The organism is Celerinatantimonas yamalensis (assembly GCF_046054155.1).
GTDB classification, from domain to species: Bacteria; Pseudomonadota; Gammaproteobacteria; order Enterobacterales; family Celerinatantimonadaceae; genus Celerinatantimonas; species Celerinatantimonas yamalensis.
On sequence record NZ_JBEQCT010000002.1, the window covers coordinates 587,559 to 609,985 of the forward strand.

At 47.7% G+C, this 22,427-nt stretch carries 21 protein-coding genes; 15 read left to right on the forward strand and 6 right to left on the reverse strand.

The window, feature by feature from the left end:
- The first annotated feature begins 22 nt into the window (after nucleotides 1-22).
- Entirely contained in the window at nucleotides 23-883 is an 861-nt protein-coding gene (asd, locus tag ABUE30_RS07165; RefSeq protein ID WP_408623033.1) for an archaetidylserine decarboxylase, read from the forward strand.
- Here asd and ABUE30_RS07170 read toward each other — a convergent pair.
- Complete coding sequence (locus ABUE30_RS07170) at nucleotides 880-3,192, reverse strand: ATP-dependent DNA helicase (RefSeq protein WP_408623034.1); 2,313 nt, start codon at nucleotides 3,190-3,192, stop codon at nucleotides 880-882. The genes asd and ABUE30_RS07170 overlap by 4 nt on opposite strands.
- Nucleotides 3,192-4,178 (reverse strand): elongation factor P--(R)-beta-lysine ligase, encoded by a 987-nt coding sequence (gene epmA / locus ABUE30_RS07175; protein ID WP_408623035.1) that lies wholly within the window; start codon nucleotides 4,176-4,178, stop codon nucleotides 3,192-3,194. The genes ABUE30_RS07170 and epmA overlap by 1 nt, the downstream gene beginning before the upstream one ends.
- 157 nt (nucleotides 4,179-4,335) lie before the next feature.
- On the opposite strand from epmA, the gene frdA reads away from it, so the two are divergent.
- Genes frdA through frdD form a run of 4 tightly spaced genes read left to right on the forward strand, consistent with a single transcriptional unit; the run spans nucleotide 4,336 to nucleotide 7,620 of the window.
- Complete coding sequence (frdA, locus tag ABUE30_RS07180) at nucleotides 4,336-6,129, forward strand: fumarate reductase (quinol) flavoprotein subunit (RefSeq protein WP_408623036.1); 1,794 nt, start codon at nucleotides 4,336-4,338, stop codon at nucleotides 6,127-6,129.
- Nucleotides 6,122-6,862, forward strand: a complete 741-nt coding sequence (locus ABUE30_RS07185) for a succinate dehydrogenase/fumarate reductase iron-sulfur subunit (RefSeq protein WP_408623037.1) — start codon at nucleotides 6,122-6,124, stop codon at nucleotides 6,860-6,862. Before frdA ends, ABUE30_RS07185 begins: the two co-directional genes overlap by 8 nt.
- Nucleotides 6,863-6,864: 2 nt before the next feature.
- The gene (locus ABUE30_RS07190) at nucleotides 6,865-7,254 is read left to right on the forward strand and encodes a fumarate reductase subunit C (protein ID WP_408623038.1); all 390 of its coding nucleotides are present in this window, start codon (nucleotides 6,865-6,867) and stop codon (nucleotides 7,252-7,254) included.
- 9 nt (nucleotides 7,255-7,263) lie between these two features.
- The gene (gene frdD / locus ABUE30_RS07195) at nucleotides 7,264-7,620 is read left to right on the forward strand and encodes a fumarate reductase subunit FrdD (protein WP_408623039.1); all 357 of its coding nucleotides are present in this window, start codon (nucleotides 7,264-7,266) and stop codon (nucleotides 7,618-7,620) included.
- 67 nt (nucleotides 7,621-7,687) lie between these two features.
- Here frdD and efp read toward each other — a convergent pair whose 3' ends face one another.
- Nucleotides 7,688-8,257, reverse strand: coding sequence for an elongation factor P (gene efp / locus ABUE30_RS07200; RefSeq protein WP_408623040.1), 570 nt, complete (start codon nucleotides 8,255-8,257; stop codon nucleotides 7,688-7,690).
- A 33-nt stretch (nucleotides 8,258-8,290) separates the two neighbouring features.
- Here efp and epmB point away from each other — a divergent pair, with 33 nt between their 5' ends.
- Together epmB and ABUE30_RS07210 are read left to right on the forward strand one after the other, a co-directional pair.
- Entirely contained in the window at nucleotides 8,291-9,334 is a 1,044-nt protein-coding gene (epmB, locus tag ABUE30_RS07205; RefSeq protein WP_408623041.1) for an EF-P beta-lysylation protein EpmB, read from the forward strand.
- A gap of 54 nt (nucleotides 9,335-9,388) precedes the next feature.
- On the forward strand, nucleotides 9,389-9,706 hold the full coding sequence (locus tag ABUE30_RS07210; protein WP_408623042.1) for a hypothetical protein: 318 nt from the start codon (nucleotides 9,389-9,391) through the stop codon (nucleotides 9,704-9,706).
- 55 nt (nucleotides 9,707-9,761) lie between these two features.
- On the opposite strand, the gene ABUE30_RS07215 is transcribed toward ABUE30_RS07210, so the two are convergent.
- Both ABUE30_RS07215 and ABUE30_RS07220 read right to left on the reverse strand, forming a co-directional pair.
- Nucleotides 9,762-11,642 (reverse strand): EAL domain-containing protein, encoded by a 1,881-nt coding sequence (locus tag ABUE30_RS07215; protein WP_408623044.1) that lies wholly within the window; start codon nucleotides 11,640-11,642, stop codon nucleotides 9,762-9,764.
- Nucleotides 11,642-12,130, reverse strand: a complete 489-nt coding sequence (locus ABUE30_RS07220) for a molybdopterin-binding oxidoreductase (protein ID WP_408623045.1) — start codon at nucleotides 12,128-12,130, stop codon at nucleotides 11,642-11,644. The genes ABUE30_RS07215 and ABUE30_RS07220 overlap by 1 nt, the downstream gene beginning before the upstream one ends.
- Before the next feature lie 375 nt (nucleotides 12,131-12,505).
- Between ABUE30_RS07220 and ABUE30_RS07225 the strand changes: the two genes are divergently transcribed.
- The 7 genes from ABUE30_RS07225 (at nucleotide 12,506) to ABUE30_RS07255 (ending at nucleotide 19,472) form a co-directional block, all read left to right on the forward strand.
- A complete protein-coding gene (locus tag ABUE30_RS07225; RefSeq protein ID WP_408623201.1) occupies nucleotides 12,506-14,074 on the forward strand; it encodes an ABC transporter substrate-binding protein in 1,569 nt (522 codons plus the stop codon).
- A complete protein-coding gene (locus ABUE30_RS07230; protein ID WP_408623046.1) occupies nucleotides 14,074-15,129 on the forward strand; it encodes an ABC transporter permease in 1,056 nt (351 codons plus the stop codon). Before ABUE30_RS07225 ends, ABUE30_RS07230 begins: the two co-directional genes overlap by 1 nt.
- Complete coding sequence (locus ABUE30_RS07235; RefSeq protein ID WP_408623047.1) at nucleotides 15,126-15,974, forward strand: ABC transporter permease; 849 nt, start codon at nucleotides 15,126-15,128, stop codon at nucleotides 15,972-15,974. The genes ABUE30_RS07230 and ABUE30_RS07235 overlap by 4 nt, the downstream gene beginning before the upstream one ends.
- The gene (locus tag ABUE30_RS07240; protein ID WP_408623049.1) at nucleotides 15,964-16,806 is read left to right on the forward strand and encodes an ABC transporter ATP-binding protein; all 843 of its coding nucleotides are present in this window, start codon (nucleotides 15,964-15,966) and stop codon (nucleotides 16,804-16,806) included. Before ABUE30_RS07235 ends, ABUE30_RS07240 begins: the two co-directional genes overlap by 11 nt.
- Nucleotides 16,793-17,530 (forward strand): ABC transporter ATP-binding protein, encoded by a 738-nt coding sequence (locus ABUE30_RS07245; RefSeq protein ID WP_408623050.1) that lies wholly within the window; start codon nucleotides 16,793-16,795, stop codon nucleotides 17,528-17,530. The genes ABUE30_RS07240 and ABUE30_RS07245 overlap by 14 nt, the downstream gene beginning before the upstream one ends.
- A 77-nt stretch (nucleotides 17,531-17,607) precedes the next feature.
- Nucleotides 17,608-19,173, forward strand: a complete 1,566-nt coding sequence (locus tag ABUE30_RS07250) for an ABC transporter substrate-binding protein (protein WP_408623051.1) — start codon at nucleotides 17,608-17,610, stop codon at nucleotides 19,171-19,173.
- A gap of 44 nt (nucleotides 19,174-19,217) precedes the next feature.
- Complete coding sequence (locus ABUE30_RS07255) at nucleotides 19,218-19,472, forward strand: hypothetical protein (RefSeq protein WP_408623052.1); 255 nt, start codon at nucleotides 19,218-19,220, stop codon at nucleotides 19,470-19,472.
- A gap of 154 nt (nucleotides 19,473-19,626) precedes the next feature.
- Here the strand turns inward: ABUE30_RS07255 and ABUE30_RS07260 are convergent, their stop codons facing one another.
- On the reverse strand, nucleotides 19,627-20,817 hold the full coding sequence (locus ABUE30_RS07260; protein ID WP_408623202.1) for a sugar transporter: 1,191 nt from the start codon (nucleotides 20,815-20,817) through the stop codon (nucleotides 19,627-19,629).
- Between the two features lie 535 nt (nucleotides 20,818-21,352).
- Between ABUE30_RS07260 and ABUE30_RS07265 the strand changes: the two genes are divergently transcribed.
- A complete protein-coding gene (locus ABUE30_RS07265; RefSeq protein WP_408623203.1) occupies nucleotides 21,353-22,357 on the forward strand; it encodes a methyl-accepting chemotaxis protein in 1,005 nt (334 codons plus the stop codon).
- Nucleotides 22,358-22,427: the final 70 nt, after the last annotated feature.

Sequence of the window (22,427 nt, forward strand, 5' to 3'; positions counted from 1 at the left end):
GATTGATAAGAGGCTATAAAACGTGCTTGAAAAATTACAAGTTGCGCTCCAATACATTCTTCCCAAGCAGTTGCTTTCACGCTTGATTGGGTATCTTGCAGCGGCCCGCGCCGGCCGTTTAACGACATGGTTGATTAAACAATTTATTCGCCGTTATCGCGTTGATATGAGCGAAGCACTTGAACCAAATCCGAGCGCTTACTTAACCTTTAACGCCTTTTTCACGAGGGCGCTTAAGGCCGATGCTCGCCCAATTATTGAAGGCGATGAGAGCTTGGCGCAACCCGCTGATGGGCGAGTAAGTCAACAAGGCCGGATCCGCTTTGATCGGATCATTCAGGCCAAAGGACACGACTACAGTGTTCGGGAATTGTTAGGTGGCGAATCGTGCTTAGCGGATGAGTTTGCGGATGGAACATTTGTCACGGTCTATCTCTCCCCCAAAGATTATCACCGCGTTCATATGCCAATTGATGGGCAGCTTCGCGAAATGATCCATGTCCCCGGTGAGCTGTTTTCGGTCAATCCGATCACGGCTCGTTATGTGCCTGAGCTGTTTGCCCGCAATGAACGGGTCATAGCGATCTTTGACACCGCAATTGGCCCCATGGCCATGGTATTAGTAGGCGCAACGATTGTGGCTAGCATTGAAACAGTCTGGGCAGGCACAATTGCGCCAGCAGGTGGGCAGATAAACAGCTGGAACTATCAACATCCAGAGCCAATCAACTTGAAAAAAGGCGATGAAATGGGCCGCTTTAAACTGGGCTCCACCGTCATTTTATTGTTTGGCCGTGATGCTATCGATTTTGCTAATACGGTTCGCCAAGGTGAAGTGACTCGCATGGGAGAAATGCTGGCGAGTGTGCGTTCTCACGATTAGTGCTGCCAAAAAGTTTGCAATTGCAGCGGCAATTGCGCTGCCCCGCACATCTGCCAGCGCCAATGCGCTGGCAGTAACCGTTGATAATCGCGCTGCCGATAACGCTCATCGACAAGAATCACTGTACCCCAATCGTGCTGAGTGCGAATCACCCTTCCTGCCGCTTGAATCACGCGCTGCATGCCAGGATATTGATACACAAGCGCAAAGCCATCCTCGCCACGCGCCGTTAAAAATTGCTCTAACTGTTGGTTAGACGGGTTAAACTGCGCCAGCCCCACTCCGACAATCATCACACTGGCTAACTGCTGCCCGGGCAAGTCGATACCTTCAGCAAAGATCCCACCTAACACGCATAATCCCAACGAAGGTGTCTGTGGTGCACCCAGTTCGACTAAAAATTGTTCCCGCGCACCATCATCCATCTTTCGTTGCTGGATCAACAGCGGCAAGCGTTCATCAAGTCGCTCAGCGACCGCCTGCAAATAAGCAAATGAAGGGAAAAATACCAACTGATTACGCTGCTGGCTGGCAAAACTGCACTCGATTAACCGCGCCAGATGAGCATAACTCTGTTCCCGCTGCCGATAGCGTGTATTGATATCGCTCACCAGCCACACCCCTTGCTGTTCACTGCGATATGGACTGGGCAGGCATAACTGATAGTGACCATCATCTAACCCGAGAGCCTGGGCAGTACTGGAAAGGGGCTGTAATGTCGCCGAGAAAAAAACGCTGGCATGCGCCTTAGCGAAGCGGTTTTTAAGCTCTGGCGCAGGATCTAGACAAGTCAACTTAAGCTGTACATGGGGCGCAAGGGTCGCAGCGCTGCGCAGCAACTGATATTGGTAGTGCGGCGCAAAGTGCTCACTACGCTCGCGCAAACGATAAAGCTGAAAATAGAGGTCCAGTAATGGCTCGCTAACTCGGCCCGTCTCAGCCAATTGCTGCTCGATCACTTGAATACTGTGTCCAACTTGCCTTAGCAGTGCCGCTGGGGGAGCAATCGTAACCAACAAATGAGTCGTTAAATCATGGTTGATCAAGCGATTAAGTTCTCGGCGCAGCGCCTTTAGGCGTTTGGCCACGCCATCTGGAAGATCTAATTTAATCACCTGTTTAAGCTGCGACAGACTTAACGCCGCGCTATAAAGCCCGCGCGCGCGCTCACTGACATTATGAGCTTCATCCACCAACAGTGCATAACGCCCGCCAGTCGGCTCGACTAACCAGCTCAAAGAGCCTTCACTATCTAATCCATAATTGTAATCAGCAATAATCACATCAAACCAAGGCGACAGCGCCATGGCTAAATAATAAGGACATATTTGCTGCTCTTGACCAATCTTGGCTAAGTACTCACGAGTTAATTGTGGCTGCTGCAATAGAGTGACGGACAACGCCTCATAGCGCGCATAAAAATGCTCAGCATAAGGGCAACTCGCCTGACAAGCAGCGCCTGGGTTTAAACAGGCCCGCTGCTTTCCGCTAAGTGTGATAACACGTAACGCGGCGCCTTGCTGTTGCATCGTTTGCAGGGTGGTTTGGGCTAACTGCTGCAAGCTATTTTTAGCACTCAAATAAACAATTTTATCGATCACTGTTCCTAACTGACGAGCAGCGGGATAAAGCGTCGCGAGTGTTTTACCAATCCCAGTGGGCGCCTCAGCTAACAGTTGTTGACCTTGCTCAATGGTGCGATACACTCCTGCGGCAAAACGGCGTTGGCCTGGACGAAACTGTGAGTAAGGAAAAGCAAGTTTTTGGTGCGATTCATCGCGCGCGCTGATCAGTTGCTGATACCGGTTCATCCAATTCCAATAGCGCTCAAACCACGTCTCGATACGGCTTCGATCGCGCAAATGGATATACTCTTGGCGCTGACAATCGAGCACCTTCGCCGATTCATCTAAATAGGTTAGATGCATCGCGACACTTGGGCAGCCATGTTGCTCACACCACAAATAAGCATAGACTTGTAACTGAGCAAAATGGCGAGAATGGGCCGCTGGCGGAAGATTTTCAGCCGTGATTTTGAGGGTTTTAACCTCCTCTAAATAGTCAAGCCCAGCCGCGGTTACACCCGCACCATCGGCGCGCCCTTGCAGCTTGAGTTCACCGCCACACGCTTGCCAGCGACCGGTTAGTTTCACCTCTCGCTGATAATCATGCGCCTTGGTGCGTTGATAACTTTTTTGCGCCATGATCCCCGCCAAACCAGTTGGTGCAGGTAAAAAGCGACTATCTAACGCCCCCTCATTGGCGACTAGTTCACACAGCGTGCGAACGGCGGCTTTAAAAAAACTCATTACGCCCGTTCATGACCAAAACTAATGACTTGGGCAATCCGTTCTTGATCCAGAGCCAATATAAATACCCGATCAAGACCTAAGGCTACCCCGGCACAATCAGGTAACGGAGCGTCAAGCGCGGCTAGCAACCGTTCATCAATACCCATCGCCACCAGCCCATTTGCTTCGCGCAAACTGTTATCATGCTCAAAGCGGCGGCGCTGCTCAGCACCGTCGGCTAATTCATGAAAACCATTGGCCAGTTCAATGCCCTTAAAATACACTTCAAATCGTTCTGCTACGCGTGGATCTTGGCTTGAAAGGCGTGCCAATGAAGCTTGGCTGGCTGGAAAACAGTCGATAAAACATGGGCGCTGCTGGCCAATTTGCGGCTCAATACCGACAGCAAATAACAGTTGTAGTTGGCTATCTCGATTGCTCTCTTGCTCTAATAGCTCCGTGATACCAAACGGCTCACCCGCTTTGCTAAGCTCAGCATCGCTGGCACTCAGTGGATCCAGCCCTAGATGATGCACAAAAGCTTGCTGATAACTGAACCGTTCAGCGCGCTCACAATCGAGTAACTGCTGCAAAAGCGCGTCCATTTCATCCATCAGTTGATGATGATCAAAACCGGGCCGATACCACTCGAGCATGGTAAATTCTGGGTTATGCAGTCGCCCAGCCTCTTCATTGCGAAAACTCTTACAAATTTGATAGATTGCACCGCTGCCCGCTGCCAAAAGCCGTTTCATATGAAACTCAGGTGAGGTTTGTAAATAGAGTGTCTGGCCATGGGGCGCCGCTGGCCCTAAAAGCTTGGTGCTAAAGTTATGTAAATGCAGATCTGTCACGCCAAAAGCGCCCATCGCGGGTGTATCCACTTCTAAGACCCCTCGGTCGGCAAAAAATTGGCGAATACGCTGAGTTAATGCACTTCGACGACGCAGTGTTTCAATACTAGCTGTCGGTTGCCACAGGTTGAGCGAAACAGGGTGATTCATAAAGGGTCCTTAACACCAAAATTATCTACAAATTGTCTATACAGGCCGCATTTCTGCATACACTATTCAAATGAACAACAAAGAGTTGACCTTAATCAACAAGCCTACCCGCCATCAGGCCACAATATTATCAATTAAACCATGAAGGAGCCTTGCCGTGAAAGTCATTCAAACGGATGTTGCGATCATTGGTGCGGGAGGAGCAGGTTTGCGCTGCGCCATTGAGATAGCCCGCTCGAATCCTGATCTAAATATCGCTTTAATCTCCAAAGTATACCCGATGCGTAGCCATTCCGTCGCTGCCGAAGGTGGCGCTGCGGCTGTCGTGCAAGATCATGATAGTTTTGACAATCATTTCGACGACACAGTTTCAGGTGGTGATTGGCTGTGCGAGCAAGATGTGGTCGAGGAATTTGTTGAGCGCTGCCCTAAAGAGCTCATCCAACTGGAGCATTGGGGTTGCCCGTGGTCTCGCAAGCCAGATGGTTCGGTCAATGTACGCCGTTTTGGTGGTATGAAAATAGAACGTACTTGGTTTGCCGCCGATAAAAGTGGCTTTCATATTTTGCACACCCTCTTTCAAACCTCAACACAATACCCTTCTATTCACCGCTTTGATGAACATTTTGTATTGGATCTTATCTGTGAAGATAATCAAGTCAAAGGGGTGCTGGCCATCGACTTGATGGAACATGAAGCCAAATTGATTCAAGCTAAAACTGTGGTGATTGCCACGGGTGGCGCAGGACGGGTCTATCGTTATAATACCAACGGTGGAATTGTCACCGGTGATGGCATGGCACTAGCCTATCGCCATGGTGTGGCTCTACGCGATATGGAATTTGTGCAATATCACCCAACCGGCCTTCCTGGCACGGGGATCTTAATGACTGAAGGTTGCCGCGGTGAGGGGGGAATATTAACCAATAAAGATGGCTATCGGTATCTGCAAGATTACGGTCTGGGACCAGAAACGCCTATTGGTCAACCTAAAAATAAATATATGGAGCTGGGCCCACGCGACCGGCTGAGTCAAAGTTTCTGGCAAGAAGCGCAAAAAGGCCGCACCATTCAAGGCCCGCTCGGTGATTATGTCAACCTTGATCTGCGCCATTTGGGTGAAGCCTATCTCAATGAGCGTCTCCCATTTATCTGTGAGTTAGCCAAAGCCTATATGGGGGTTGATCCAATTAAAGAACCGATCCCAGTGCGTCCAACCGTGCACTACACGATGGGAGGAATTGCTACCGATGGCCATTGTGCCACCAGCATGGAAGGGTTATTTGCCGTCGGCGAATGTGCATCAGTCGGTATTCATGGGGCAAACCGTTTAGGTTCAAACTCACTGAGCGAAATTGTGGTCTTTGGCGCTATCGCCGGTGAACAAGCGGCCCATTACGCCAAGGAGCAAACACTAGGCGATAGTGCGCCATTGGTTGCAATGGCAAACGAAAGCTTGCAGCGCGCACTGGCGCTGAAAAAAACCGATGCCAGCGAAGATCCAACCGCGATCCGCAATGAAATGGGCGAGAGCATGGAAGCTGGCGTCGGAATTTATCGCACAGCCGAAGGGATGCAGCAAAGTATTGATACCTTAGCTCAGCTCAAAGAACGCTATAAACATATCAAACTCACTGACCAATGTGATGTTTATAACACCGAGTGGTTATATGCCATTGAGCTGGGTTATCTGCTGGATGTCGCCGAAGCAATGGCAGTCTCAGCACTGCATCGTAAAGAGTCACGCGGATCCCATCAACGTATTGACGGCTACAGCGAACGCGATGATGAGCGTTATTTAAAACATACGCTGGCTTATTATCAAGCCAACCAAGCACCAACCATCGAGTATTCATCAGTCAATATCACCAAATCCCAGCCTGCAACTCGCTCGTATGGTGCCGCCGGTGAGAAGCAACACAGCCATCAAGAGGGCCCTCATCATGACTGAATCTATCACCTTACATGTACAGCGCTATCGCCCCGGCCAAGACAACGAGCCGGTAATGCAAGACTTTGAGGTACCATTTCGCCTTGAAATGTCGCTACTTGATGCGCTTGGCTACATCAAAGATCATCTCGATTCTACCCTCGCCTACCGCTGGTCGTGCCGTATGGCGGTCTGTGGCAGTTGCGGCATGATGGTGGATGGTACGCCCAAATTAGCCTGTAAAACCTTCCTGAGAGATTATCAAAAAAGTGGCCAGATGACTGTTGAGCCTCTGGCTAATTTCCCGGTTGAACGAGATCTTGTTGTAGACATGGCCGACTTTGTCGCCAAACTAGAGGCGGTTAAACCTTACATCATTACCAAAACACCGCGTCGAATAGAAGATGGCTGTACCACTCAAACACCCGCGCAGCTAGCCCGCTATAAGCAGTTTTCCATGTGTATTAATTGTGGTTTATGTTATGCCGCCTGCCCGCAATATGGACTGAACCCCAAATTTACCGGCCCTGCAGCATTAGCATTGCTGCATCGCTATAACTTGGATAGCCGCGATGAGGGCAAAGCACAGCGTATGGAGGTACTCAATCAAGAAGAGGGGGTATGGAGCTGTACCTTTGTCGGTTATTGCTCGCAAGTGTGTCCCAAAGACGTCGACCCTGCAGCTGCCATCCAGTTAGGCAAAGTAGCCAGCAGCAAGGATTACCTCATCAACTTATTGAAACCGGGGAGTTAATCATGTCAATCCGTCAACCCTATGTTCGCCCCATCAAAACCAGTTGGTGGCTGAAGAACACTTTTTATATCAAATATATGATCCGTGAAGGTTCGTCGATCGCCACCGTCATTTACAGTTTGGTGTTACTAACAGGTCTATTTCGCCTTGCGCAAGGACCCGCCACATTTGCCAACTGGTTGCATGCCATGCAAAGTCCGGTAGCGATCATCTTTCATCTGATCGCGCTAGTTTGGGTACTCTATCATAGTGTGACTTGGTTTGAATTGGCCCCAAAAGCGGCGGATATTTGGTTAGGCGGTAAACGTCTGGCCGACAGTGTCATTATCAAAGCCATGTATGGATTACTAATTGTGGTCAGTGTCATCGTACTCGCGATCGTGGCGATATAGGAGAAAATGATGAAACGTTCTAACGAACCTATTTTTTGGGGATTATTTGGTGCGGGTGGAATGGTCGCCGCCATCTTAACGCCTGTTTGTATTTTAATTACTGGACTATTGATCCCGCTAGGGGCTTTTGATAGCAATAAATACAGCTTCGAGCGCGCCAGTTTTCTGGCCGGACATTGGCTGGGCGCATTGGTCTTGTTGATTGTGATCAGTTTGCCGATGTGGCATGGCATGCATCGAATTTATCATGGCTTACATGATATCGGCGTGAAAACCACGATGGCGTATAAGCTAGTATGCTATGGCATCGCCCTTGTGGTCACAATTGCCACAGCCGTATTACTGCTCCAGCTACTAAGCGCCTAACGTCTGCACATCATCATAAAAAAGCCCGCTTCACAAAGAGCGGGCGATTGTACAAGACGACACTCGCTTATTTAGTGACGCGACTAACGTACTCACTGCTACGCGTGTCAACTTTAATCACTTCACCAATCTGAATAAATAATGGGACGCGAACCACCGCGCCAGTGCTTAAAGTCGCAGGTTTACCACCGGTGCCAGCCGTATCACCTTTGAGGCCGGGGTCGGTTTCGGTCACTTCCAGCTCAACAAAGTTGGGAGGCGTTACGGCAATAGGTGACTCATTCCATGTGGTAATAGTGCTGATATCTTGCTCAACTAACCATTTGGCGTTATCACCCACGGCCTTTGCATCGGCAGAGATCTGTTCAAACGTTGCATTGTCCATAAAATGCCAGAATTCACCGTCGTTATACAGATAGGCCATTTCCATATCCATAACGTCAGCACCTTCAACTGTATCACCTGATTTGAAGGTTTTTTCTAACACTTTCCCCGACAATAAGCGACGAATCTTTACGCGGCTAAATGCCTGACCCTTCCCCGGTTTGACGAATTCGTTTTCCAGAATAGAACAAGGCTCACCATCGAGCATAATCTTTAGGCCAGAACGGAATTCATTGGTACTATATGTTGCCATTTTATCCTCTTACACCAATTATTCGTTTTTCAAATGCCGCAAATTGTAACCCGAAACGGCCATTCTTTGCATAAGAATTGGCAAAAAGAGCTCGCAGATGTGATAACTGATCCCAATGAACTGCTTCGAGCAGTGGGCCTTATCCCTGAAAACTATGCAGAGCACACCCGTGCGCGTCAATTATTTGCGCTGCGCGTCCCTCGTTATTTTGTCTCGTTAATGGAGCATGGCAACCCGCATGATCCATTACTGCGCCAAGTGATGCCACTATCTGATGAGTTTAAACAAGTTAGTGGGTATAGCATCGACCCATTAGAAGAGCAGCAAGGCCCTGCTCCGGGGTTACTGCATAAATACCACAATCGAGTATTGCTGATTGTTCGCGGAGGCTGCGCAATCAACTGCCGCTATTGCTTTAGGCGACATTTTCCCTACCAGGACAATGCCCCAGGGAGCCACGGTTGGCAAGCAGCAATCGACTACATCAATGAGCGAAAGCAGATCAATGAAGTGATCTTCTCTGGCGGCGATCCATTGATGGCCAATGATCATCATCTAGGTAAGCTCATCCATGCCTTGGAGACGATCCCGCATCTAAAACGGCTACGAATTCACACCCGTCTGCCGGTAGTGCTCCCCAGTCGCATCACTCCTGAATTGATTTCATTACTGGCAGACTGTCGTTTAAAAACTGTGGTCGTTACCCATGTCAATCACCCCAATGAAGTCACCGAGGTGTTTCGTCAGGCTCTTGCGCCTTTACGTCAAGCCGGGGTATGGTTGCTCAATCAAAGCGTTTTACTGGCAAAAGTTAATGACGATGTCACCACGCTTGCAAAACTTAGCGAAGCGCTATTTGATGCCGATATTCAGCCGTATTATTTGCATCAACTCGACAAAGTCAGTGGCGCTGCGCATTTTGATGTGCCGCATGAGCGCGCCGTCGCGCTAATGCGCCAGCTACATAGTGAATTGCCGGGTTTCTTGATCCCTCGGCTGGTTCGCGAAGAAGCGCACAAACCAAGTAAGACACCTCAAGATCTCGGTTTAAGCCATGTTATAATAGCTAAACAGTGATACGTTTGGCTCGGCCAAGTACTTCTTACTACATAACTATTAGAAATAGAGACGATGAATCAACAAAACGTTATAGAACAGCTACAGGTCAATATCAAAGCGATCTACCACAAAGCCGTCGATGCCGATCGCATTATTAACGAGCAACAAGCTGATGGATTAGGTCAGTTTGATAAAATTTTCGTTGATAACAGCCCGTTTACCAGTGAATCGGACCACTTTCTGCCTTACGTAGAAGAGTTGGCCAATGATCTGCTCGCTTTACAAGACAGCGACAATGAGGCGCAATTCATTGCGATTTTAGAGCCTCTCGTAGTCAAAATTGAACTGGCGCATAAAACGCTGGCCAGTTTTAAGCAACATTTAGGATAACCACGAGACATCGTATCGAGCAATCCCGCTATCAGACTGGCCCAAATAAGCAGGTTTAAGTGGATTGCTCTTGGAGGTATTTTTCCGTCTGTGCCACATTCATATACGGTGCAAATACTGCGCCGCATACAAACGCTTGCGGCATCACGGCTTTGATCAATTGCAACTGATCGCGATTGCTCACACCTTCGAAGATAATCTGCCGCTTCAGATGGCTTATAAATTGCGCCAAGGCTTCCAGTTGATATTGGTGTTGGGGATGGGTTAAATCAGCGCATAATGGTGCCGTCAACTTGATAAAATCGAACCGTGACCAAAGTAATTTTTGCCAATTCATTGCATACTCCAACACATCATCAATCACGATTTGAAAACCTTGTTGACGCAACATTTTAAGTTGATGATGTGAATGAGCAACCATCACCTTGCCAGTATCATGCACCGCTACAAGCAACTGTGACATGGCAAGCTTTGACTTCAATAGCTGCATATTAAGCTGCCCTATCACTGCATCATCTAACCAACACTGTGGAAATGGCAAGAGCAACAGCAAGCGTTGATCATAACGCTGTAACCACTGACAATGTTGTTCAATGGTTTGCTCAAAGAACCACAGACTTAGGCGTTCACGTAAATCGGTATGTTCGGCTAACGCGATAATAGATTGATGCTCAACCCGACCTAATTCAGGGTGCACCCAACGCAGCCGAAGTTGCAATGCCTCGGGAATATCACGATTAAAACGCATCACTGGTTGGTATAATAATTCCAACTTACGCGCTTGCAATGCTTGCGGAAAATCATCGGCCAATTGTTGCCAACGCAGCTGTTCTCGCGCTTTATCACGGCGAAAATAGTGCACCCGCTCATTACGTTGCTGGGATTGCAAAAAGGCTTGGGCCAAATACGCTAACAGTTGATTTGACTGATAGCACTGATCTTGCCCAGTTACGATCGCAATTTGTAACGGCAATTGATACAAATGACCCGCAATGGTGAATGACGTCTGAATTTGCTGCAATCGTTCTATCATCTCTTGCACGCTCACAAGGCTATTACTGACAACGACAAACTGATTTTCCCCCAATCGTGCAATAGTTAAGATATCGTCACTTTGTAACCGCTTTAACTCCAAGGCAATTTGCTCTGTCAGTTGGCGTGACTGCGACATTGTCAATTTGCCCATCACCGCAGCGAGGGAGGGGAACACCATCCCAAACAGATCAACCCGCATCTGCTCATCTAAGCGCTGTTGCAATAATTGCTCCAATGCCTCTCGATTAGCTAAGCCAGTTAAAGAATCATGGTTTTTAAGCCATACAAATCGGTTAGTTTGGCGATAAAATACCGCTAACAGCAACAAAAATGAGAGTGCCAGCCCTAATAGGGAAGCATTTAATATTCGTTGTTGCGCCCGTAATTGTTGTTTAAGTTGGGCACGTAAATCTTGTTTACGATGAAATTCGCGATTAACTAACACATTCACAGGCGCGCTAAAACTTTCTAGCCAGTGCAACACTTTGGGAAGGTCAATCGTGGTTTGCGGTAAACCATCAAGCATGGGTTCGATGCGCTGAATTTCAGCAAACATATCTCTCACCAGCGCCTTACCACCGGAAATGCTGTTTAAATCGGCAGCATCATTGCCCTTAAGTAAGATCGGAAAGCGACTCCATAATATATTGTAACGAAACAATAATTGTTGCTTACTAACCCCTTTATATTGATATAACTTGAGGGTATTAATGAACCGTCTATGCTCTTCTTGCAATTGCACCAACCCCCAAACAGATGTATTGGGCAACATTCGAATTAACTCAGCACTTTGATACGCTTTAAATGCGCTAATAGTTCCACACAGAATAAAACCAATGATGGTTGCCATCACTACGATAGGTTGCAATTCCCAACGTTTTATTTGCCGAATAAGTATCATTAATTTTGCACTATAATCTGGCGTAGCTGCCAAATCATATACTGATTATAGCGGCTCGCTTTGAGTTCTGAGTATTGCGATACGGGGAGCATTAACCAAAGGGGACCATGCTCTCGCAGCGACATCTGTTGACCATTATCAGACCATGCAACAATTGGCTGATATTTACGGATATCGGTCAAATTCAAATCGAGTCGATAATCATTGAGTGCAACTAAGGTCAGTTTTTGTGAGTGAGCCCCAACCCGCTTGAGTAGATCAGTAAGACGCGGACCTTGATAAGTATGAGGCGTGCTCACCCATGGATTCAAAGTCCGATAACGTTGTTGCGGCAATTTTTGCAGATCAGCTACGGTAAAATCAACGCGGTGACTACCATTTTTCGCCTGAATATGACCGGAGATGGTTAAAACCACTGGCGCTGATGCTTGCACAGACCCGACCCAGATTCCCAACAAGAACAATGGCCAACAACGCCAACTTTTCATCGCTATTCTCCTTTCGGGGGTGCATCTTACGATTAACAAGCCTATTCAGTAACTTGATTGTCATTTACTAGCATAGCTGAGCGTTACAAAATAACGATGTAAATAGATAAATAAGCAGCCTAAATAGTACCTAAATAACGGCTCAAACCATCACTACGGATAAAAATATCACTTGTTATTCAGAGAGTTATATTATAGCTATAAACTGAGGGATATCGCTAGCCACAATCAAGTTTTAGCACTATTCTCGAATAGGTATGCTTATACTAAGTTATAACCATATAACATATAGTTATTAACAATATGTATTTATAACTTTAACTAAGGGAATGACTCCCTTACACTAGCTCAAAAAATGACAGGGATTTGATCATGATGAAAAAATTACTTGCTGCCAGTTTATTGATGTGTGCCAGTGGGTTGCTCACGGCAAATGCTAAAACACCGGCAAATACCTTTGTAGTGGCTCAATCGTTAGATGATGTAACCAGTCTTGACCCAGCACAAGGCTTTGAGCTAAGTTCGGTACAAAGTTTCACTAACCTGTATCAACGTTTGGTGCAATCCAACCCGCATAAACCCACTCAATTAGTACCCACATTGGCCAGTAGCTGGCAAGCCAGCCAGCATAGTTTGACCTTTACCCTGCGCCAAGGTGCCACCTTTGCCAGTGGCAACCCGATTCGTCCTGAGGATGTGATCTTTAGCTTAAGTCGTGTGGTCAAACTCAACTTAGCGCCATCATTTATTCTCTCTCAGCTCGGCTGGGATAAAAGTAATGTTGACAGCCATTTGCACAAAGTGGGCCCTCATCAGGTAAAAGTTAGTTGGAATGTGGATGTCGGCCCCTCATTTGTGTTAAGCCTTTTGTCCGCACCCGTCTCATCAATTGTCGATGAAAAAACGGTCATGGCACATGCGCAAAATGACGATTTTGGGCATCAATGGCTCAATCAACACTCTGCGGGAAGTGGTCCATTTAAAATTAAGCTTTATAAGCCGCATCAAGTATTGCTCATGCAGGCGAATGATCGCTCGCCAGCCGGGCCGCCGAAAATGAAATACCTGCTGCTGAAAAACGTACCCGATGCAGCCACACGCGAACTGCTACTTGAGCAAGGTGATGCCGATCTGATTCGTAACCTGGGGAGTGACCAATTTGCAACGTTGCAAAGCAAACCGGGTATTCGCACCGAAGCACTGCCTTATGCCTCAATCTTTTACTTAATGTTTAATACCACAGCGAAGAATAATCCTACATTAGGCAATCCTAAGTTTTGGGAAGCCGCTCGCTGGGCATTTGATTATAAAGGTATCGCCAAAGATCTTCTCAAAGGGCAATTCCAAGTTCAGCAGTCATTTTTACCAGTTGGTTTTAAAGGTGCGCTCACCGATCAGCCTTATCATTACGATCCTGAAAAAGCCAAAGCAATTTTGAAAAAAGCTGGGATCACTAACCCTCACTTTAAACTGGTGGTCAGCAACCAGCCACCTTATTTAGATATTGCCCAAGCACTGCAAGCAAGTTTTGCCAAAGCGGGTATTCAAGTTGAGGTGGTTCCAGGTGTGAGCTCACAGGTTTCAAATGATGTAAAACAGCATCACTATGAAGCGGATCTCACCTCTTGGGGACCTGATTATTTCGATCCAAATACCAATGCATCAGCCTTTGCCTATAACCCCAATAATGGCAGTAAAACATTGGCATGGCGCGCCAATTGGCAAACACCCGAACTGAATAAACTGACTCTGGCTGCACGCGCAGAAACCAATGAAGCGAAACGCGTTGAAATGTATCAGCAGCTACAGCGCAAAGTGCGCGCCAGTTCACCCTTTGTGTTAGGGCTACAGAACAAAAAACTGGTCGCAATGCGTGATGATGTGAAAGGCTATCTACAGGGGATTACGCCGGACATGGTTTTCTATCAGAACGTATATAAATAATGACTGAACATGGACAAACGATCGGTGCGCAGCGCCGATCGTGGTTACGTCGTAGCCGCTCGCTTAGTAGTGGCTTAATTTCATTGGTCTGTACGCTATTAGGGTTATTGGTTTTTACCTTTACCCTTTCACGGGCAGCGCCGATTGACCCTGCGTTACAATTGGTCGGTGATCACGCCAGCCAAGCCACTTATCAGCAGGCACGCCATCAGCTTGGTCTTGATCAACCCTTACCTGTGCAATTTTGGCGCTATTTAGAACACTTAGCTCATGGCGATTTAGGCACCTCCATGATTACCCAACAGCCAGTTATCCATGACCTATTAAGTGCTTTTCCTGCCACCTTTGAACTGGCTACCAGTGCGATGTTCTTTGGTGCATTATTTGGCATTTTATTGGCTATGGTTGCGGTCTATAAACCAGGTAGCATCAGCGACCATCTGGCGCGGCTCATCTCTTTATTAGGCTATTCAGTCCCTGTATTTTGGTTAGGACTACTCGGGTTACTGCTCTTTTATGCGCGGCTTCACTGGTCAGCAGGTCCTGGGCGTTTAGATGATATTTATACCTACACCATGACACAAAATAGTGGCTTTATTCTGATTGATGCGCTGCGAAGCGGCGATCCGGCAATATTGCGCAATGCTATCGCTCATCTGTGGCTGCCTATGGCGGTACTCGCATTACTGTCGATGGCTTCAATCACGCGCTTACTGCGCGCCGCCATGCTAGAAGAGAGCAATAAAGAATATGTGGTGTTAGCTAAAGCCAAAGGTGCTAGTCGCCTGCGTATTTTGTGTCACCACATTTTCCCGAATGTACTAGGAACGTTGATTACTATTTTAGCACTCTCTTATACCAGTCTACTTGAGGGGGCCGTTTTAACTGAAACCGTCTTTGCTTGGCCAGGCCTTGGCCGCTACCTGACCCAAGCCCTATTTGCCTCTGATACCCCAGCGATACTTGGTTCAACACTGCTGATTGGCACCTGTTTTGTATTACTGAATACGCTCTCTGATACGCTAACTCGATGGGTGGATCCTAGAACACGATGACAACACCAACTTCTTTGACAACGCGCAAATATGTACTGCACTGGTTGAATACATTCAATATCGGGCTAACCTTGGTCGCGATACTGATTGTTATGGCGCTATTTGCGCCATGGCTGACCAGTTACGACCCCAATGCTCAACATATTGCCCAACGATTAATGGCGCCAGATGCTCAGCATTGGTTTGGCACGGATCGCTTTGGCCGCGATCTCTTCTCCCGGGTATTATTCGGTGCTCGGCCTACGCTAGTTCTAGTCTCATTAGTGGTTATTTTAACCGTTCCAATTGGGTTGATGGTGGGCATTTGTGCGGGTTATTTGGGCGGTTGGATCGAGCGTGTTCTAATGCGTATCACTGATATTGTGATGTCTCTACCCAGTTTAGTGATTGCGCTGGCATTGGTATCTATCTTAGGACCAGGGCTACTCAATGGCGCGCTAGCACTAGCCTTTACCAGTTGGCCCTCATTTGCTCGTCAAGCGCGCACCGAAACGTTAGCCTTGCGCCGGAGTGATTATCTTGCTGCGGCGAAGATGCAAGGCATTGACGGTTGGCGACTGATTTTTGGCCATATATTGCCATTAACGCTACCGAGCGCAGTGATTCGAGCCGCACTCAATTTAGGCGGTATTATTTTAGCGGCAGCTGGGCTGGGGTTTCTCGGCATGGGGATCCAACCTCCCACGGCTGAATGGGGATCGATGGTCGCCAGTGGCAGCCGCGTTATTTTTGACCACTGGTGGGTAGCTGCGGTACCCGGGTTAGCGATTCTATTAGCCAGCCTTGCATTTAATCTACTTGGCGACGGACTGCGAGATAAAATGGACCCACGACATGGCCAATAAACAACTGATTGATGTAAAACAGCTGCGAATTTGCTTACAAGATGGCAGTGAACTGGTCAAAGGGATCGATTTTTCAATCGGTCGCGAACGTGTCGCGCTGGTCGGTGAGTCAGGCTCTGGTAAGTCATTAACGGCCCGCACCTTGATGGGATTACTACCCGCGACATTAACGCCGATCGCTGACACATTGACGCTGCTGGAACAACCTATTTTAGATTTTTCACAGCAACAATGGAATGCGCTGCGCGGAAATGATGTAGCGATGGTGCTGCAAGATCCCAAATATGCGCTCAATCCCTCCCATACCATTGGTAAACAGGTGGCTGAGCCACTGGTATTGCATCAACACTTAAGTCGCCATGAACGGCGTGAAAAAGTTGAAGAAATGCTCGCGGCTGTTGGCTTACCTAATCCATCAGCGCTCAGCAAAATGTACCCGCATCAACTCTCCGGAGGGATGGGACAGCGAGTCATGCTCGCGATGGCTCTGATTAATGATCCAAAACTACTGATTGCCGATGAACCGACATCGGCACTTGATCACGCCATTCGCGACCAAGTGCTAGCACTTATCTACCGATTAGTCGATCAACGCGACATGGGCTTATTGCTGATTAGCCATGATCTTGAGCAGGTGGCTAATTACAGTGAGCGGGTATTAGTGATGTATCAAGGCCAGCTGGTCGATCGCCTGGCAGCCAATGAGCTTTCACGTGCCACTCACCCCTACACCCGTACCCTTTGGTCATGTCGGCCACATATCAGTAAGCGCGGTCAGCCGTTACCTACTTTAGATCGCGCCGAGTTGGAGAAACAAAATGGCACAGCTTGAACTGAACCAAGTCAGTGTGACTCATGTCCAAGGCCACCAGCACAATACCGTGGTACATGATGTGAACTTACAAGTGCAAGCCGGTGAATGCTTTGGTTTAGTTGGACCTTCAGGTTGTGGCAAATCATCTCTTTTGTGGGCCCTTGCAGGGCTAAATCCGCATTGGAACGGCGCCATCACCATGCTCGGGCAATCACTCACGCCTGGCAAACCGTTCACCGGTGATCTGCGTCGGCGCGTGCAGATGGTGTTTCAAGACCCTTACGCCTCGTTGCATCCTAAACATCGCTTGCGGCGAACTCTGAGCGAACCGCTAAAATTACTCGCAGTCAAAGATATCGATGATCGTTTGCGCGATGGCTTTCGCCAAGTAGGGCTCACTGAATCGATGCTCGATCGCTACCCTCACCAGCTATCTGGCGGTCAGCGCCAGCGGGTTGCAATTATTCGCGCTCTACTGCTTGAGCCGAAGTTACTGCTGCTCGATGAGCCCACTTCAGCACTTGATATGTCAGTACAAGCCGAAATTTTAAACCTCCTCAATGAGCTCAAGGCACGTTACGATCTGACCATGATACTAGTTAGCCATGATCCTGATGTGATCGATTACATGTGTGATCACGCCGTGACAATGAAGCAAGGGCGTATTGCCAGTAGCAACCGCTATAGTGCAGTGCCCGAACTTGCTGCCAAAACATCTATAAAACATAAGAATTTGGTATAAAAAACAAATTATTATAAATTTCATTTAGCATAAAAGCTGCTTAAACTAGCACATTAGTTTGTCAACAGGGATTTGTTATGCAGAAACTATTTATCGCGATTGTGTTGATCCTTTGCAATGCCAGCATCACAGCTTACGCAAAGACCCCAAAAGGGGTGCTTGTGGTTGCCCAATCGCTAGATGATATTATCAGTCTCGATCCAGGAACGGGGTTTGAGCTGTCATCCGTGCAGAGTTTTTACAATACCTACCAGCGGCTTGTGCAACCCAGCCCCACTGAACCCACCCAACTCATTGCTGGGTTAGCGCGTTCGTGGCATTCAGCCGCGCACAAAATTGTATTTGATCTCAAACCCAATGCCACTTTTGCCAGTGGCAATGCAGTGCGACCCGAAGATGTGATCTTTTCTCTCACCCGCGTGATAGAGCTCAACCAATCACCAGCATTTATTCTGGCGCAATTAGGTTGGACAGCTAAAAACGTCCATCAATTTGTGAAAAAAACCGGCCTACACCAAGTCACCATCAGTTGGAACAAGGCGATCAGCCCACAGGTCGCGCTAGCGGTATTATCAGCACCAGTGGCCTCAATTATTGATAAAAAAGTCGCCATGAGTCATGCACAAAACAGTGACCTCGCCAGCTATTGGCTCAAAACCCACTCAGCAGGTAGCGGTAGTTATATCATCAAACGTTATGTGCCCCACAAAGTGTTGCTGTTAGCGGCTAACCCAAGTTCGCCTGACGGCGCGCCCAAAACGCCGATGATACTGATTAAAAATGTCCCCGATGCCTCGACTCGACAACTGCTATTAGAACAAGGTGACGCCGACATTGCACAAAACTTAGGTGCTGATCAGATCCATTCACTCGCTCATCAAGCCGGGGTGACAACCGAATCGCTGCCGTATGCCACCGTGTATTATCTCATGTTTAATACCAAAGCGAGCACAGCCTTGGGCAATCCCAAATTTTGGCAAGCAGCGCGCTGGGCATTTGACTACAAAGGCATCGCCCATGACCTCATGCGCGATCAGCTGCAAGTCCATCAGTCCTTTTTACCCATTGGCTTTCAAGGGGCCCTGCACGATAACCCTTACTATTATGATCCTCGCAAAGCGCAGCAAATCTTACAACACGCCGGCATTGAACATCCAGAGTTCACCTTGTTAGTGAATAACCAACCGCCGTTTTCCGATATTGCGCAGGCACTGCAAGGCAGCTTTGCTAAAGCCGGAATTAAGGTCATCTTGCAGCAAGCGATCAGTTCTCAAGTGTCAAGCCAAGTGAAACAACATCACTATCAAGCAACCATTGGCTTTTGGGGCCCAGACTACTTTGACCCGCACACAAACGCTTCAGCGTTTGCCTATAACCCTGAAGATGGTCAGAATAAGACGATTGCATGGCGCGCCAACTGGCATATTCCAACTCTCAACCAACAAACCTTAGCGGCGCTGGCGCAGCCTGATCCAGCCAAACGCACTCAAATGTATCAGCGCTTACAAGTACAAGTGCGCGATAACTCACCGTTTGTCATCGGGCTGCAAACGCGTAAATTGCTCGCACTTCGCAACAACGTTAAAGGATTTATTCAAGGTAGTGCACCCGGTATGGTCTACTATCAAAACGTCACCAAGTAATAGCGAATCACATGTCGCCAAAGCGCCTCTGGAGACATCTGGCGATGCGTTTAGGAACCAAAAACAGTTACTTACAAAAAGATCCAAGCCAAGAGGTTTCACTTACTCGAGCTTGGCAATTTTTCTATCCGTCTTATGGATTGACGCATCGATCCACCGCAGCCATCATCCCTGTTTATAACATTATGAGAATCGCCCATAAAACCGTGCAGGCTCTTTTGCGATTAGCAAGACTGGGTCATCAGTCGCGGATTTTCGTATCAATGCGACTAAGTGGCCAATGGGAAGGGATTGCATGAAGAATTACAATGAGAATAGTCATTGGGAATGAATAAACCGCCACATCATCCCCATCAGTACGCTTAAACGAAGCTAAAGCCAATTATCCCTTCGCCAGATTATTTGTCATACAACCGGATGCAACCAATAGGTCGCCGCGCCCCTTGGTTGTCCTTAATCCCGCACTAAACGCGCCGAAAGACCATATCGCCAACAACAAAAACCACACAAGATAAATCCTATGCCAGCCAGCAGTGCTCCAATTTGGCCGATATGCTCCATCCCCAACTGTAAGCTCACCTGCGAGCCGAGTAACGCTCCAGCACCAATGCCAATATTAACGATCCCTGAGAAAAAGGCCATCGCCACATCGGTGGCATCACCCGCTAGGGCTAACACCCGCAGTTGCATGCTTAAAAAGAACAACGTTAATGCCACGCCCCAAGCTAGAGCTAAGATATCCATGCCAATTTTAGAATGACTCAGCGGCAACAGACAGGCCATTGCGATGGCCAGAACTGCCACAACGCTATTCAATAGCAGCGCCGGAGCGCGTTCATTGAACGGACTAAATACAAAACTGGCAATAATACCAGCGATGCCAAAGACAAATAGAATTGACGTTGCGAACTGACTCGAGAGCTGCGCCACTTGTTCGATAAACGGTTCGATATAACTATAAGCACAAAAATGAGCCGTCACCACAACGAGCGCCAACAGATAAACACTGACCAAGGCTGGACGACGAAACAATTTGGGAATACTCGACAGCGATCCCGCATTTTTACTTTCGATCACCGGAAGAATGCGATAGAGCAATATTGCCACAAGCAAAGCCACCCCACCGATAGCGGCAAAGGAGATCCGCCAATCAAACATCTCACCAATCACTCGCCCGAGCGGCAGGCCAGCAATGGTTGCAATCGAAACGCCTAGCGCCACCATACTCACCGCTTTAGTTTCACCGCCTTTGGGAGCTACACGAACGGCTAATGACGGGGTGATGGCCCAGAAAACAGAATGGGCAATCGCCACCCCAATGCGAGAGATGATCAGCACATTAAAGCTCCAAGCAAATACCGAGAGTACATGGCTGAGAACAAAGAGAGCGAAGAGCCCCATCAATAGCTTACGTCGCTCTATTTGTCCGGTCAGTAACAAACAAGGAACGGATAACAGCGCAACACACCAAGCGTAGATCGTCAGCATAATACCAACTTGAGCCGCCGCGAGCCCAAACGAGTGACCAATGTCGGTCAACAAACCAACGGGGGCAAACTCTGAGGTATTAAAGATAAAGGCCGCAACCGCCAGTCCAAAAACTGGCAACCAAGCGACAAATCCCGAGCGATTCATAACTGTTATCCGTATCTATCAAGAAATTATTTCTGTGATCTAGATCATATAGAAGAGTGCATGTAATGGCGATAGTATTCACGATGAAATATTCGTGATAGCAAAAAATAATTCCTGAATAGATTTCAGTTGTTGATGCTAAAAAATATAATATATTAAAAATAATCATCTAGTTTTAGGTTAAAATAAAAGATTTAAATCATAAGAATGCCTATTTGCAGTCTAAAAATCACTCAATTTAAAATGAAAAAACACGATGATAAATTGAAATTCACCGGTGGAGTCACCTTGGTTGGTCGCTAATTGCCGCTTAAGCGTTAGATAATCTATCGGCATGTTGCTGCTTATACGACTTATCACCCCCTTCTAATGTTTGTACGGGGCCATTCAGCGCACCGTAGCGAACTGGTTTCATGGAATCGACATATAAAATGATTATGCTTTTAGCGCGCGATCTGATTTAATTCGCCACCAGTGCAACCACCATTTCTAATTAGTCGTATTACAAGGGATCATTATGCTGTTGAATCGCTCAAAGACAGGAATGTTGTTCATCATTGATGGCGTTATTCTCACGATACTCGTTGCTTATAACCTACTGGCCGATCACTCCCTTGACGTTGCAACGAACCTTGCTATCGTTTTTCTCATTGCCTTTGGCAATACCCTAGTTATCTGCCAACTATTATCTGCGGCGCTAAGAGCTATCGATCAACAGTTAACTCGCCATCTGCCTAGCCGCGCCACCTCATTTGATGAACAAGTCGACGTCCTGCAGCACATTGAGACCCACCTTCAACAGTTTTTAGCAAATGAACAAACCCAAACGCAGCATATCGACGCCTTAACTCAAGAGCTCAGCGACTATCAAACGCTCTTAGCCAAACAGGATAGCACCACACAAACACAAACCGCTCAGCACGCCGCAGTTATCCAACACACCCATGATGGTCTCGATGAATGTTTGGCCTTTATTGAACAGCTGACTCATCAAGTTGCCACATCAGCGCAAACCACGCAAAACGTCGCAACGGATATTAGCGGATGCTGTGACAAACTGGACGCTTCGGCCAAAGCGACTCAAGGGGATGCGAATTTTATCGCACAATTTAAAGGCGAGTTCGAACAACTCGGCCAAAGCGTTTCGGGCATTAATTCGCTCGCTCTTGAGATCAATAATATCTCCGATCAAACCAATTTATTAGCCCTCAACGCAGCCATTGAAGCCGCGCGCGCCGGTGAGCTTGGCCGAGGCTTTGCGGTGGTTGCCGAAGAGGTTCGCAACTTGGCCACTCGGGCTCAAACCGCAAGCTCAAAGATAGAGCAAAGCATTATATCAGTCGTTAAAGCGGTACAATCAGCCTCCAATACCATCGAGCGGATCGCAACCAATGTTGATAGAGCAGTAGACTACACCAACGCTGACAAACAGGCCATGGAGGTCATTCACGACAAGCTGACCGATGCTTGTCAGCAGATCCACCAGCTTACGGCAATGGTAGAACAGCAACAGTCGCAATTATTCGATATGCAATCACGAATGAATTAAAACAGCGTCTCCGATTTTATCACCTAAAGAGAGTCCCCAATGAGAGGCTCTCTTTTCGAGACTCAAGTTT

Excerpts from the sequence above, each read along its gene's own strand:
- ABUE30_RS07170 (WP_408623034.1), bottom strand. The coding sequence starts at position 3,192 with ATGAGTTTTTTTAAAGCCGCCGTTCGCACGCTGTGTGAACTAGTCGCC.
- epmA (WP_408623035.1), bottom strand. The coding sequence starts at position 4,178 with ATGAATCACCCTGTTTCGCTCAACCTGTGGCAACCGACAGCTAGTATT.
- ABUE30_RS07185 (WP_408623037.1), top strand. The coding sequence starts at position 6,122 with ATGACTGAATCTATCACCTTACATGTACAGCGCTATCGCCCCGGCCAA.
- ABUE30_RS07190 (WP_408623038.1), top strand. The coding sequence starts at position 6,865 with ATGTCAATCCGTCAACCCTATGTTCGCCCCATCAAAACCAGTTGGTGG.
- frdD (WP_408623039.1), top strand. The coding sequence starts at position 7,264 with ATGAAACGTTCTAACGAACCTATTTTTTGGGGATTATTTGGTGCGGGT.
- efp (WP_408623040.1), bottom strand. The coding sequence starts at position 8,257 with ATGGCAACATATAGTACCAATGAATTCCGTTCTGGCCTAAAGATTATG.
- epmB (WP_408623041.1), top strand. The coding sequence starts at position 8,291 with ATGCCGCAAATTGTAACCCGAAACGGCCATTCTTTGCATAAGAATTGG.
- ABUE30_RS07210 (WP_408623042.1), top strand. The coding sequence starts at position 9,389 with ATGAATCAACAAAACGTTATAGAACAGCTACAGGTCAATATCAAAGCG.
- ABUE30_RS07215 (WP_408623044.1), bottom strand. The coding sequence starts at position 11,642 with ATGATACTTATTCGGCAAATAAAACGTTGGGAATTGCAACCTATCGTA.
- ABUE30_RS07220 (WP_408623045.1), bottom strand. The coding sequence starts at position 12,130 with ATGAAAAGTTGGCGTTGTTGGCCATTGTTCTTGTTGGGAATCTGGGTC.
- ABUE30_RS07225 (WP_408623201.1), top strand. The coding sequence starts at position 12,506 with ATGAAAAAATTACTTGCTGCCAGTTTATTGATGTGTGCCAGTGGGTTG.
- ABUE30_RS07230 (WP_408623046.1), top strand. The coding sequence starts at position 14,074 with ATGACTGAACATGGACAAACGATCGGTGCGCAGCGCCGATCGTGGTTA.
- ABUE30_RS07235 (WP_408623047.1), top strand. The coding sequence starts at position 15,126 with ATGACAACACCAACTTCTTTGACAACGCGCAAATATGTACTGCACTGG.
- ABUE30_RS07240 (WP_408623049.1), top strand. The coding sequence starts at position 15,964 with ATGGCCAATAAACAACTGATTGATGTAAAACAGCTGCGAATTTGCTTA.
- ABUE30_RS07245 (WP_408623050.1), top strand. The coding sequence starts at position 16,793 with ATGGCACAGCTTGAACTGAACCAAGTCAGTGTGACTCATGTCCAAGGC.
- ABUE30_RS07250 (WP_408623051.1), top strand. The coding sequence starts at position 17,608 with ATGCAGAAACTATTTATCGCGATTGTGTTGATCCTTTGCAATGCCAGC.
- ABUE30_RS07255 (WP_408623052.1), top strand. The coding sequence starts at position 19,218 with ATGCGTTTAGGAACCAAAAACAGTTACTTACAAAAAGATCCAAGCCAA.
- ABUE30_RS07265 (WP_408623203.1), top strand. The coding sequence starts at position 21,353 with ATGTTGTTCATCATTGATGGCGTTATTCTCACGATACTCGTTGCTTAT.